The organism is Niallia sp. XMNu-256 (assembly GCF_036670015.1).
Taxonomy (GTDB): Bacteria; Bacillota; Bacilli; order Bacillales; family Cytobacillaceae; genus Bacillus_BD.
The window spans coordinates 4,131,354-4,143,765 of sequence record NZ_CP137636.1 but is presented as its reverse complement, the minus strand read 5'-3'; the positions used below and the strand labels follow the sequence as shown (position 1 = coordinate 4,143,765).

Sequence of the window (12,412 nt, the reverse complement as noted above, 5' to 3'; positions counted from 1 at the left end):
GGGGAACCCATGTTGAGAATATTACTTTATTTATTATCCATTGTTATTGCGAATGTAGTTACAGCAAGATTTGCTCCCTTACACTTTGGGATCTTCATTGTGCCAATGGGAACACTTTTTGTTGGTGCAACATTTATTTTTAGGGACCTCGTCCAAAATAAATATGGGAGACGCAAAACCTATTTGTTCATTTTCACTGCCTTAGTTTTATCTGCATTGGCTTCATATTTGCTCGGAGATACGTTAATGATTGTTGCAGCATCTGCTGTTTCTTTTGTTATCGCTGAAACAGCAGATACAGAGATATATTCTCGCTTAAAGCTACCGATGGCATGGCGTGTTTTTTATAGTGGCATTGTTGGAGGCTTTCTTGACTCAGCTGTTTTTGTTATTATTGGCTTAAGTCCACTTGGAGCTGGATTTATGCCTTGGGAGGCTGTACCTGCTGCAATTGCAGGTCAAGTAATAGTAAAAACGGTCATTCAAATGATGGGTGCGCTCGTTTTGAACCAGGTACTAGTTATTAAAGAGAAACGACTGGCTTAAGATGAATCCTCCCAATCGAGTAAATGAGGTGTCTATTTTGTCAAAATTGACGAAAAGGGAAAGCAATGCAGGATACGTAAGTGAGTTTGAGTGGATGTTTAAGTGTCCACTTTGTGATGAATCGATGAACGTGGTTGATCTAAAAAGTCTAATATGCCATAACCATCATACTTTTGATTTTACGAAACAAGGATACTTGAACTTAACGACACGTTCGATTAAAACGAAATATAGTAAAGAACTTTTCGAGGCAAGAAGAAAAGTGATCGCAAAAGATGGCTTTTTTGAACCGCTAAGTCGTACAATCGCAGAAAGCTTAAAAAATCAAGTTGCCAAGGAAAACCTAGTGATCCTTGATACAGGCTGTGGTGAGGGTTCGCATTTAGTCAATCTATGTGATTTAGTTCGTACTCATTTTGAAAAAACAGTCGTAGGAGTAGGGATTGACCTTTCCAAAGAGGGTATTTTTGTTGCTGCTAAGAATTACTCTAATTACATTTGGGCGGTAGCGGATCTTGCTAAAACACCGTTTAGAGATGGGCAGTTTGACGTGATCCTCAATCTGCTATCACCTTCTAACTATGCTGAGTTTAATCGCTTGTTAAGACCGGATGGTTTAGTGATTAAAGTCGTTCCTCAAAACGGCTACTTAAAGGAACTCCGGTTAGCCTTATTTGATGAACCGGAAAAACAATCCTATTCCAATCATGAGACTGTTGACCTTTTTAATGAGCATTATCAAATGGTGAGCAGTTCAAGAGTGCAATATGCTATGAGCCTTAATCAGGATTCCATACAATCGTTGCTTCAGATGACACCGTTGACTTGGAATGCCTCAAAGGAACGAGTGCAATCCTTTCTTGAGAGAGAAACAGCAGAAATAACTGTTGATTTAGAGGTACTAGTTGGTAAGAGGAAATCCGAATAAGGGCCATCCTTGGGGATACGGGGGATTCAAAAAATAATGAAAAGGGATGTCACCTTAAAAAGTCGACATCCCTTTTCATTATTTATTTTGTATAGTTATCAAAGTAACCTTGAATATAAACCATTGGGGTTCCTTTATCCCCACTTCCAGAAGTTAAGTCCGATAATGAACCAATGAGGTCTGTTAGTTTACGGGGTGTTGTTCCTTGTGATTCCATTGCACCAACAAGGTCCTCATCTTTATTCTCGATATATTCGGAAATGGCCTTAGTGAGCTCTTCTCCACGAAGATGTGAGAAGTTGTTATCTGCTAAGTATTTTAATTTGACTTCATTTGGTGTTCCTTCTAGGCCGGATGTGTATGCAGGTGAGACAACTGGATCTGCTAGTTCCCAAATTTTCCCGACTGGATCTTTGAATGCCCCATCTCCATAAACCATGACATCAATTGTTTTACCCGTTGATTCTTTAATTTTTGCTTGGATGCCATCAACAAGGGATTGACATTTATTAGGGAATAACTTTACACTGTCTTCCGTCGCTTTATTTGAACCAAGTAGGCCATATGCTTCGTTATAACCGCTTCCGTTAATGGACTCGTTAAGAATGTCGTCAAGACCAAATACCTTTTCGGCCCCATTATCGGTTAAAATACGTTTTGTGCGAATACGTGAGTGAATATCACAAGTTAGAACACTTTTCGTGTAATCTAAAATTGTTTTTGCATTGTTTGAGAAGATCACTTCACAAGTAGCGCCTTCCTCTTCAACAATCTTTTTATAGTAATCGATATAGTCAACGCCTGTAAAAGTATGTTTATTATACCCAAAATGTTTACGGAACTCTTCTTCAGTTAAAACATCTGTCCAAGGGTTGATTCCTTTTACGTCTAAATCATCAATTGTTACGAGATGGTTTCCAACTTCATCAGAAGGATAACTTAACATTAATACAACCTTTTTAAGGCCTTTTGCAATTCCACGCAGACAAACAGCAAAGCGATTACGGCTAAGAATAGGGAAAATGACTCCAACGGTATCATCGCCAAATTTAGCTTTTACATCTGTAGCAATATCATCAATGGATGCATAGTTTCCTTGTGCGCGTGCCACAATCGATTCTGTTATTGTCACAATGTCGCGATCCTCAATTGTAAATCCTTCAACTTTCGCAGCATTCAGAACTGTATGAACAACGATTTCCTCTAAATTGTCACCTTTATTAATAATTGGTCCACGCAGGCCACGAACGGTAGTTCCAACAACTCTTTCCAAAAGAATCTCTCCTCTAGTCAATAATCTATATATAATAAAGTTTGTTTGTTATATCTTTACTATACACTTATACCGTGATATAAGTAAAATTAATAATAATTATATGTGACATTAGGAGAATTAATATGATTGGAAAATTAGATTTATATCGAGTATTTCATATTGTGAGTCGAAATAAAAGCTTTTCAAAAGCAGCAAAAGAACTTTATATGACTCAGTCGGCCATTAGCCAAGCGATTCTTAAGCTTGAAAGGGAATTAGAAATTCAATTGTTTTATCGAACTCCAAAGGGTGTAGTATTAACAAATGAGGGGAAGTTATTAAATGAGCATGTAACTTCAGCATTGGGAATGATTAATGCCGCAGAAGATAAAATTTTAGACTTTAAAATGTTAAAAAACGGTGAATTGCGAATAGGGGTTGGTGATACGATTTCCCGCTATTTTTTATTGCCCTATTTAGGTGATTTCCATGCAAAATATCCAGGAATAAAGTTGAAAATATTAAATGGAACAACATCGGAAGTCCTCACGTTTATTAAATCAGGAGCAGCGGATGTAGGATTGTGTAATTTGCCCATCCAGGATGAAGGCCTTCAGGTGATCCCATGTAAAAAGATCCACGATATCTTTGTTTGTGGAGAAAAGTACAAGGAATTAACTAAAGAATCGATTCGCCTTGAACAACTAATGGAACTTCCTCTTATCTTTTTAGAAAAAGAAACCATTTCTCGAAGGTTTGTCGAACAGTTTTTAAAAAAGAAAGGTTATCATTTTTCTCCGGTATTTGAACTTGGTTCCCATGACCTTTTAATTGATTTTGCTAGGATTAATTTAGGGGTTTCATGTGTCATCAAAGAGTTTGCGGAGGAATCGTTAAAAAAAGGCGATTTATTCGAATTGTCGTTAGAAGAAGCGATCCCAAGTCGCAATATTGGGATTGTCTATTTAAAATCCGTCCCATTATCACGTGCAGCGGAACAGTTCGTCGGGAGCATTGAACAGAATTTAGAGGTATGACAGGAGTGTTAAAATAGGATCGCGTTAAAATTCGTTTTATCCGTACTTTAATCCCCTTCAGACAAGAAAACAGGAGATCAACGTTTGATTTCCTGTTTTCAAATCATTCATTAATATACGACAACTGGGTCATAGACATTTAGATTTTCATATACCTTTTTCATTAAGCCAGGTTCAACGTTGACGCAGCCACCTGAGCCGTCTGAAATATAAGCATTTCCTGACCAGTTTGTGCGCCAGCTGGCATCATGGAAGCCTTGGCCGCTGTTTGTAAAAGGAACCCAATAATTTACTTCAATTGCATATGGGGAACCTCCCACTCTACTACCTGTTAGCTCATAAGGGGTTCGTTTGTATAAAACATACCAGACCCCTTCCGATGTCTCCTCACCTGTATTATGATTTCCAGTAACAACATGGGTTGTGAACACTAATTGTCCATCCCGATAAATCCACATCCGCTGCTCTGCAAGAGACACTTCTGCATAAGTATCTCCAATTCCGCCATTTTTAGTAACTCCATACCCATATCCTTCACCACTCCAGCCATGTCCATAAGTATTGGAGGCGGACAAGGTTGTTTCTCCATTTGCAAAGGCCTTATCGATTTGTGAAGCTTCTTTTTCTACATCAAGTGCCCAACCATAGCCTTGGCCCTTAACGGTTATCACTTTGCCTGAGTTGGACTTAAAGGAGAAGTCCTTATTTAAAGTCGATTGTGAATGATTGATTTCAGAAATTTTATTATTGATATTTTCTGTATCGATTGTTACCGTTAAATCTTTTGAAATAGTAGCGTTTTTAATTAAATCACTGCCCTTGAGTGCATGAACTTTGTCTTGTACTTTATATTGGACTGTATGTTGGAGAAGCTCCTGCAGCTTACCTTTTTCAATCTCTATCAACTCACTGTCTTCTTTGATCGCCTCAATGAAAGTCGGTTCCAAATGAATTTCACTTGAATATTTCTGCTTTTCATATTGATTCATTAAGGTGGCAACATCATACTGTTTGCCGTCAACGCTATTTTCGATGATTATTTTTCCATTCTCTAAACGAACCTGTGCATCTTGTGGGGGTGTCAAATCTTTATTCATCTCAGTAAGTTTTGTTTCCATTTCTGTTTTCATCTCTTGAATACGAGTTTGATCTAGTTGACTAGGGATTAATGCAAAGTCTTGTTTTTTAGAAGAAGGTAAAAACGTCTGCTGTTTATTTAAGATGTTCTCAATGCTAGCTAAGTCTTTTCCCGAAAAGCCTGAGTTTGTATCTTTACCATTATAAATAAGTTGGTCTCCAATATAGACTTCGTTTTTTAATACGGTCGCCTTTAGCTGTTGGAGTGCATCTTCTGCAGTTAATCCTCCAACTTTTATACCATTAATGGTGACGTTGGTATTAAAATGAGTTGCTCGATAATAACTTAAGGCGCTAATTATAAGTGCAATCACAACGATGATAACGGGAATAAGGAATTTCCAGTTTGTAAACCATCTCGATGTTCTTTGTTTTCCACTTTTACTTTGATTCAACGATTCTTTAACAGCAATTTCCACGACAATCCTCCTTATAACTCGTAAAAATCTTCCTATTTTCTATCCTTATTTTACCATGTAATTAGTATTCTACTAGATTATTTCTGTGAACTTTGTCATAATTTGTAAACTTTATAGTATTTTAATAGGAAAATGGCAGGATAAAATTCTCTTTATAAAATTTTTAAAAAATATAGTCAAATCGGAATATCTGTTATATAATATATAAATAAAATAATAACATGATATATAACAGACGGACATTTCTACTATAAAGGAGATGGTAAACGTGAATAGAAAACATGAAATCATACGTGAAATTTTGGGATGGAAACCACATAATAAAAACAGTTGGTACAATGTGGAGAAAGAGGAGTATGTGCATGACTCCTATTTTATGCCTGATCAGTATATGGAACATGCCATGGTCATTGTAGAGAAATTGAAGATGTTTGGGATTAATTATCAAACAAATGGTACTTCTGAGGCAAAATTTGATGATGTCACAGGAAGGGGAGAAACCTTACCAGAAGCAATTACAAATGCTGCCTATTACTTAATTCTTAAATTCTACTCTCAATTTGACAACAATCAATATAACCAGATTTGAGTTGAATAGAGATTTTAAAAGTATCGTTAGTGTCAAAATAATTTTTTTGGGGTACGGTCAGTAACTACAATTTGTTCTGACCGTACCTTTTATTGTTTTACATATTTAAAATTATAGATTTTATCAGACTCAACGTGCAAATGGCCCCCGCTGGTGGAAGTTTCACTTTATCGTACTAATTATCCCATTTACAACAGATGAAAAAGATCATCCAAAAGTATACCTTATGAATATTTTACTGGTCCTCCTATTAAATGTAGAATTAGATGTAGGAAATGATTAAATTAATCATAATAAGAGTATTATTTTATTGACGAATAGGAGAAGGAAGATGGATTTAAATCTGAAGGGGAAAAATGTTCTCATCATAGGTGGTTCAAAGGGGATCGGCAAAGCGATTGCCGCAGCTTTTCTAGAGGAAGATGCGAATGTAACCATCGCAGCACGAGATAAAGAAATGTTAGAAAAGACAAAAGCAGATTTGAATCATAGAGTATCGATTATTCAAGCAGATGTCACAGTAGAGAGTGAACGGGAAAGATTAATCACATCTTTTATGGAACAAAATCGAACACTCGATATTTTAATTAATAATGCTGGCGGTAGTAATGGAAGCACGGTACAAGATACTTCGATCGATTTGTTCTATGAAGCAATGGATTTAAATTATTTTTCAGCTGTGCATTTATCTAAATTAGCTGTTGAACAAATGAAGAAGCTAAAAAGCGGTTCAATTATTAATATCACATCCATATTTGGCAGGGAAAGCGGAGGAAAGGCAACGTATAATAATTCAAAATCTGCTCTTATTAGTTTCACAAAGGCATTGGCTGATGAAGTGATATCAGATGGGATTCGAGTAAATAGTATAGCTCCAGGCAGCATTTTACATGAGTCAGGGAACTGGATTAAACGACTTGAAGAGAATCCGGAAAAGATTAAACAGTTTGTTAAAGATGAAATTCCTGCAGGCCGGTTTGGGACGGTAGAAGAAGTTGCTGATGTCGTTGTTTTTCTTGCATCTGAGAGGGCTTCATGGATTGTAGGAGCAAGTATTAATGTAGATGGGGGTCAATCAAAAATGAATTTTTAATCGTTTCCGATCCCTTAGCAATTGACACGATTACATAAACAAATTGATTCCTATAGAATTAAAAAGTCACAGTATGATTTAAAATACTGTGACTTTTCCTTAATTTCTAATGAGATAATCAAACGCACTTAGTGAAGCAGTTGCACCTGCTCCCATTGAAATGATAATTTGTTTATAAGCACTGTCTGTACAGTCACCAGCAGCAAAAACGCCAGGAATACTTGTTGCACCGCGTTTGTCGACTACGATTTCACCCATTCTATTGCGTTCAACCGTATCACCAAGCCATTCAGTGTTTGGAACAAGGCCAATTTGAACAAATACACCAGCTAATTCAATATGGTGTTCCTTTTCAGTTTCACGATCAATATAGGTAATCCCGTTTACTTTATCGGTACCAGTAATTTCTTTTGTTTGCGCATTCTTAATGACTGTTACGTTTGGTAAACTGTTAAGACGTTCTTGTAGAACCGTATCTGCCTTTAATTCTGGTAAGAATTCCAGTACAGTTACATGTTTTACAATTCCTGCAAGGTCGATCGCTGCTTCAATACCGGAATTTCCGCCGCCAATAACAGCTACGTGTTTCCCAGCAAACAATGGACCATCACAGTGAGGGCAATAGGCTACCCCTTTATTCTTGAACTCGGCTTCGCCAGGGACATTAATGTTGCGCCAGCGTGCACCAGTTGATAGAATAACAGACTTTCCTTTAAGAATACCGCCATTTTCTAATTGAACTTCAATCAGGTCCTTTTTCTCGATCCCTACAACACGTTGTGAATCCATGACATCAACGTCATATTCTTTCACATGTTCTTCAAGACTTGCTGAAAGCTTCGGACCTTCCGTGTATTTCACACTAATGAAGTTTTCAATTCCTACAGTGTCCATAATTTGACCGCCAAAGCGTTCTGCTACAAGCCCAGTGCGAATCCCTTTACGTGCTGCATAGACAGCTGCACTTGCACCAGCAGGACCGCCACCAACAACAAGAACATCAAATGGTTCCCTATTCGTGAACTCAGATGGATCTGGACCGCTGCCAAGTTTAGCAAGAATTTGCTCAAGTGATACCCGACCACTTTCGAAAAACTCCCCATTTAGGTAAACAGCAGGTACGGCTAAGATGTTTTTACTTTCGACTTCTTCTTTGAAAACAGCACCGTCAATCATTGTGTGAGTGATTCCTGGGTTAAGAACACTCATGACATTTAATGCCTGAACAACATCCGGGCAATTTTGACAGCTTAGACTGACATATGTTTCAAAGTGATATTCGCCTTTAATCTCTTTGATTTGTTGAATTAATTTTTCATCAACTTTTGGAGCTCTTCCGCTTACTTGTAAGAGAGCTAACACGAGCGACGTAAATTCGTGTCCAAGAGGAATACCGGCAAATGTTATGCCGGTATCTTCTCCTACACGATTTACACTAAAGCTTGGAGTTCTCTCAAGCTCTGTTTTCTCTACAGTAATTCTGGATGACATTGAGGCTAGTTCATTCACAAGTTCGAGCATGTTCTTTGATACTTCGTCAGAACCTGCACTTACTTTTAGAACAAGGTCACCTTCCAAAAGCTGAAGATATTGATTTAATTGCGCTTTAATATCTGCATCCAGTATCATTGTATAAAGTCTCCTTAGATTTTACCTACAAGGTCAAGGCTTGGCTTAAGTGTTTCTCCGCCTTCTTCCCATTTAGCTGGGCAAACTTCACCTGGATGTTGGCGAACGTATTGTGCAGCTTTGATTTTGTTAATAAGAGAGCTTGCGTCACGGCCAATTCCGCCAGCATTGATTTCAAGAGCTTGAACAACTCCGTCTGGATCGATGATGAAAGTACCGCGGTCTGCAACACCTTCTTCTTCGATAAGAACATCAAAGTTACGTGAAATAACGTGTGATGGGTCACCGATCATTGTATAAGTAATTTTGCCGATAGCTTCTGAAGTATCGTGCCATGCTTTATGTGTGAAATGAGTATCTGTTGAAACTGAATATACTTCAACACCTAGTTCTTTAAGTGCTGGGTATTGTCCTTGTAAGTCTTCAAGTTCAGTTGGGCAAACGAAAGTAAAGTCTGCTGGATAGAAGCAAACAACGCTCCATTGACCTTTGAAGTTTTCCTCTGTTACTTCGATGAACTCACCGTTTTTGTATGCTTGTGCTTTAAATGGTAGTACTTCTTTTCCGATTAATGACATAGTAAAAATTCCTCCTAGAAAGATAATTTTTTATAATATCATAGATAGTCTTTCAAGACTTTTCTATAATAATTCTAATTCAATAATAATTATTATATATTTCTCGCACTTTGTCAACAGAAATGAATAGTTGTTTTAAATAAATAATTATTATCATTATAATAGTTAAAACTTGTAACTAAATGGGCTATATGCTTCCGGTACCGGTATGTATAACTTATTATAGGCCTACGGATTTAGTATGTGCTATGTTTTCATATTTAAATCAATTATTTAAGCCTAACTCTATTTTATTACAATTTTGAGGTAATTGAAAATAAATTGGTCGAAATAGACTAAAAAGGTTTAAGAGGGGAAGGAGGTTGAGGATTATTATCTAATAAAAAAACCAGACTCCATTTGGAATCTGGTTTTTTCATTATTATTACGCAAGTCTCATTCTAAAATCTTCATAGCTAAATTGTTGAACAATCCTACAATCCCCATCTTTGTCTTGAACCGCGATGGCAGGCAGGGGCATTCCATTAAAAGTCGTGTTTTTCACCATCGTATAAATGGCCATATCTCCAAACACTAAACGGTCACCGCTTTTTAAAGGTTGATCAAAGGAATAATCTCCAATAATATCACCAGTTAAGCAAGTTTGGCCGCCAAGTCGGTAGGTGTATGGCTTTTCACCAGCTTCACCTGAACCAAGTAGTGGCGGACGATAAGGCATTTCAAGTACATCTGGCATATGGCAAGTTGCCGAAGTATCAAGAATGGCGATTTCCATGCCGTTTTGATGGAGATCTAATACAGTTGTAATCAGATATCCGGCATTTAGCGCAATGGCCTCACCAGGCTCAAGATATACCTCTAATCCATATTTATCTTGCATTGTTTTAATACAAGCTTCAAGTCTAGGGATATCATAGTCTTCTCTTGTAATATGATGCCCACCGCCGAAGTTAATCCATTCCATTTGTGAAAGCCATGGACCGAATTTTTCCTCAACAGCATGAAGGGTTGTTTCTAAATCGTCGGAGTTCTGTTGACAAAGCGTGTGAAAATGTAAACCTGATACTCCATCAAGTTCCTCAGGACGGAAATTCTCAATTGTAACACCAAAACGAGAACCGACTGCACATGGGTCATAAATTTCATGTCCAACTTGTGTAGAACATTCAGGATTAATGCGTAAGCCCACTTTTCTACCAGCTTTCAAAGCCTTGTCTTTAAACTTTTCCAATTGAGAAAAAGAGTTAAAGATGATGTGATCACAAAGAGAAATGACCTCGTCGATCTCATCTTCACGATAAGCAGGGGCAAAGACATGATTTTCTTTGCCCATATGCTCATAGCCAAGTTTTGCTTCGTATAAACCACTTGCAGTTGTGCCACTTAAATACTTTCCGATTAAGGGGTACAAGGTGGTCATTGAGAATGCTTTTTGTGCCAAAATGATCTTGCAGCCTGTGCGTTCCATAACCCCATTTAGGATTTGTAGATTTTTCTCCAGAAGTGCTTCATCCACTACATAACTAGGTGTTGGTAAGTCCTCGAAACGCATGTTAGCGATCGTTCTCCGTATCTTTAATTGGCTCGTTATCAACTAATTCTGGATTGAAGCTTTCTTGCCATGGCAGACCAAATTTGTTGAGCTCTTCCATGAATGGATCTGGATCAAATTCCTCAATATTGTATACGCCTGGTATATTCCATTTTCCTGTTAAGATCATCGCAGCCCCAATCATAGCTGGTACACCCGTTGTATAGGAAACCGCTTGAGAGCCAACTTCACGATAGCATTCTTGATGGTCACAAATATTATATAAATAATATGTTTTATCTTTTCCGTCTTTTTTCCCTTTAAAAATACAGCCGATATTTGTTTTTCCTTTAGTGCGTGGTCCAAGAGAAGCTGGGTCTGGTAACAGAGCTTTCAGGAATTGAAGAGGAACGATTTGTTTGCCTTCAAATTCAATGGGCTCGATTGATGTCATGCCGACATTTTCAAGACATTTTAGGTGCGTTAGATAGCTTTCTCCAAACGTCATAAAGAAGCGAATTCGCTTAATTCCAGGGATGTTTTTTGCAAGGGATTCAAGCTCTTCATGGTATAGAAGATACATGTCTTTCTCGCCGATTTCAGGGAAATCGTACACGCGTTTAATTTCCATTGGCTTTGTTTCAATCCATTCGCCGTTTTCCCAATATCGGCCGTTAGCAGAAACTTCACGAATATTGATTTCAGGGTTAAAGTTAGTTGCGAACGGATAGCCGTGGTCACCCGCATTACAGTCTAGAATATCGATGTATTCAATTTCATCAAAATGGTGTTTTAATGCATAGGCAGAAAATACACTTGTTACGCCTGGGTCAAAACCAGAGCCTAGAAGGGCAGTGATTCCTGCTTCTTCAAAACGCTCGCGGTATGCCCATTGCCATTTGTATTCAAACTTTGCTGTATCTTCAGGCTCATAGTTTGCCGTGTCCATATAATGGGTTTTCGTTGCAAGACACGCTTCCATGATCGTTAAATCTTGATAAGGTAAAGCTAGGTTCATAACAATATCTGGTTTCACTTCTTCGATTAAAGCGATTAGTTCATCAACATTATCTGCATCAACTTGAGCAGTTGTAATTTTTGTTTTCCCACCGTCAAGTTTTTCCTTTATCGCATCACATTTAGACTTAGTACGACTAGCAATACAAATTTCTTCAAATACCTCGCTATTTTGTACGCATTTGTGAGCAGCCACTTGGGCTACACCGCCAGCTCCAATAATCAGTGCTTTTCCCATTTTTCTATCTCCTTACCTTATAGATTTTGACTATGCAAAGAGTGTTTTCCCTAATATAAATAGATTCATTCATTTATTAGGATTCCTGCTTGGAGTTGGATGATTCGATAAATCGCGAATCTCCATGTTTTAACAATAAAAAAGCAAGTGTTCAACACGCATAGCCGCGCACAACACTTGCTTTAGATATAATCATAATTATTAAAAAGCGTAAGTGCCCATGGCAAATAAGTCATGACACACTACTACCGAATTAGGCATAATTGTCGATGGAAATGCTTTTTAATACTCAATATATCTTTTTTGATCAGAGTCTATATAGCAAATAATTACTTTTACCACTCTTATTGACCGTTTCACAAGTTGATGTGCACCTGCACCGGTTGTAAAGTAACCAACTTATAAAATTTGAGCT

11 protein-coding genes are annotated in these 12,412 nt (G+C 37.6%); 5 read left to right on the top strand and 6 right to left on the bottom strand.

Features of this window, described 5'->3' with window-relative positions; genetic code table 11:
- Positions 1 to 12 precede the first annotated feature (12 nt).
- Complete coding sequence (locus R4Z10_RS20800) at positions 13 to 546, top strand: VUT family protein (RefSeq protein WP_338471178.1); 534 nt, start codon at positions 13 to 15, stop codon at positions 544 to 546.
- A 37-nt stretch (positions 547 to 583) separates the two neighbouring features.
- On the top strand, positions 584 to 1,474 hold the full coding sequence (locus R4Z10_RS20795; protein ID WP_338471177.1) for a putative RNA methyltransferase: 891 nt from the start codon (positions 584 to 586) through the stop codon (positions 1,472 to 1,474).
- Between the two features lie 82 nt (positions 1,475 to 1,556).
- On the opposite strand, the gene R4Z10_RS20790 is transcribed toward R4Z10_RS20795, so the two are convergent.
- Positions 1,557 to 2,747: a coenzyme F420-0:L-glutamate ligase gene (locus tag R4Z10_RS20790; RefSeq protein ID WP_338471176.1), complete on the bottom strand. Its 1,191-nt coding sequence runs from the start codon at positions 2,745 to 2,747 to the stop codon at positions 1,557 to 1,559.
- A gap of 125 nt (positions 2,748 to 2,872) precedes the next feature.
- On the opposite strand from R4Z10_RS20790, the gene R4Z10_RS20785 reads away from it, so the two are divergent.
- On the top strand, positions 2,873 to 3,766 hold the full coding sequence (locus R4Z10_RS20785; protein WP_338471175.1) for a LysR family transcriptional regulator: 894 nt from the start codon (positions 2,873 to 2,875) through the stop codon (positions 3,764 to 3,766).
- A gap of 110 nt (positions 3,767 to 3,876) precedes the next feature.
- On the opposite strand, the gene R4Z10_RS20780 is transcribed toward R4Z10_RS20785, so the two are convergent.
- The gene (locus tag R4Z10_RS20780) at positions 3,877 to 5,322 is read right to left on the bottom strand and encodes a L,D-transpeptidase family protein (RefSeq protein WP_338471174.1); all 1,446 of its coding nucleotides are present in this window, start codon (positions 5,320 to 5,322) and stop codon (positions 3,877 to 3,879) included.
- Positions 5,323 to 5,590: 268 nt separating this feature from the next.
- Between R4Z10_RS20780 and R4Z10_RS20775 the strand changes: the two genes are divergently transcribed.
- Positions 5,591 to 5,911, top strand: coding sequence for a hypothetical protein (locus R4Z10_RS20775; protein WP_338471173.1), 321 nt, complete (start codon positions 5,591 to 5,593; stop codon positions 5,909 to 5,911).
- Positions 5,912 to 6,242: 331 nt separating this feature from the next.
- Positions 6,243 to 7,004: an SDR family oxidoreductase gene (locus tag R4Z10_RS20770; RefSeq protein ID WP_338471172.1), complete on the top strand. Its 762-nt coding sequence runs from the start codon at positions 6,243 to 6,245 to the stop codon at positions 7,002 to 7,004.
- 99 nt (positions 7,005 to 7,103) lie between these two features.
- Here R4Z10_RS20770 and ahpF read toward each other — a convergent pair whose 3' ends face one another.
- The 4 genes from ahpF to R4Z10_RS20750 all read right to left on the bottom strand — a co-directional run bounded on the left by ahpF (position 7,104) and on the right by R4Z10_RS20750 (position 11,997).
- Positions 7,104 to 8,633 (bottom strand): alkyl hydroperoxide reductase subunit F, encoded by a 1,530-nt coding sequence (gene ahpF / locus R4Z10_RS20765; RefSeq protein WP_338471171.1) that lies wholly within the window; start codon positions 8,631 to 8,633, stop codon positions 7,104 to 7,106.
- A gap of 14 nt (positions 8,634 to 8,647) precedes the next feature.
- Positions 8,648 to 9,211, bottom strand: coding sequence for an alkyl hydroperoxide reductase subunit C (gene ahpC, locus R4Z10_RS20760; RefSeq protein WP_338471170.1), 564 nt, complete (start codon positions 9,209 to 9,211; stop codon positions 8,648 to 8,650).
- A 424-nt stretch (positions 9,212 to 9,635) separates the two neighbouring features.
- Positions 9,636 to 10,763: a carboxynorspermidine decarboxylase gene (nspC, locus tag R4Z10_RS20755; RefSeq protein ID WP_338471169.1), complete on the bottom strand. Its 1,128-nt coding sequence runs from the start codon at positions 10,761 to 10,763 to the stop codon at positions 9,636 to 9,638.
- A 1-nt stretch (position 10,764) separates the two neighbouring features.
- Positions 10,765 to 11,997 carry a saccharopine dehydrogenase family protein gene (locus R4Z10_RS20750; protein WP_338471168.1) on the bottom strand — a complete coding sequence of 411 codons (1,233 nt, stop codon included), beginning with the start codon at positions 11,995 to 11,997 and terminating at the stop codon, positions 10,765 to 10,767.
- Between the last annotated feature and the right edge of the window lie 415 nt (positions 11,998 to 12,412).

What these genes read in the sequence shown, in the direction of transcription:
- R4Z10_RS20785 (WP_338471175.1), top strand. Translation starts at nt 2,873, where the DNA reads ATGATTGGAAAATTAGATTTATATCGAGTATTTCATATTGTGAGTCGA.
- R4Z10_RS20770 (WP_338471172.1), top strand. Translation starts at nt 6,243, where the DNA reads ATGGATTTAAATCTGAAGGGGAAAAATGTTCTCATCATAGGTGGTTCA.
- ahpF (WP_338471171.1), bottom strand. Translation starts at nt 8,633, where the DNA reads ATGATACTGGATGCAGATATTAAAGCGCAATTAAATCAATATCTTCAG.
- ahpC (WP_338471170.1), bottom strand. Translation starts at nt 9,211, where the DNA reads ATGTCATTAATCGGAAAAGAAGTACTACCATTTAAAGCACAAGCATAC.
- nspC (WP_338471169.1), bottom strand. Translation starts at nt 10,763, where the DNA reads ATGCGTTTCGAGGACTTACCAACACCTAGTTATGTAGTGGATGAAGCA.
- R4Z10_RS20750 (WP_338471168.1), bottom strand. Translation starts at nt 11,997, where the DNA reads ATGGGAAAAGCACTGATTATTGGAGCTGGCGGTGTAGCCCAAGTGGCT.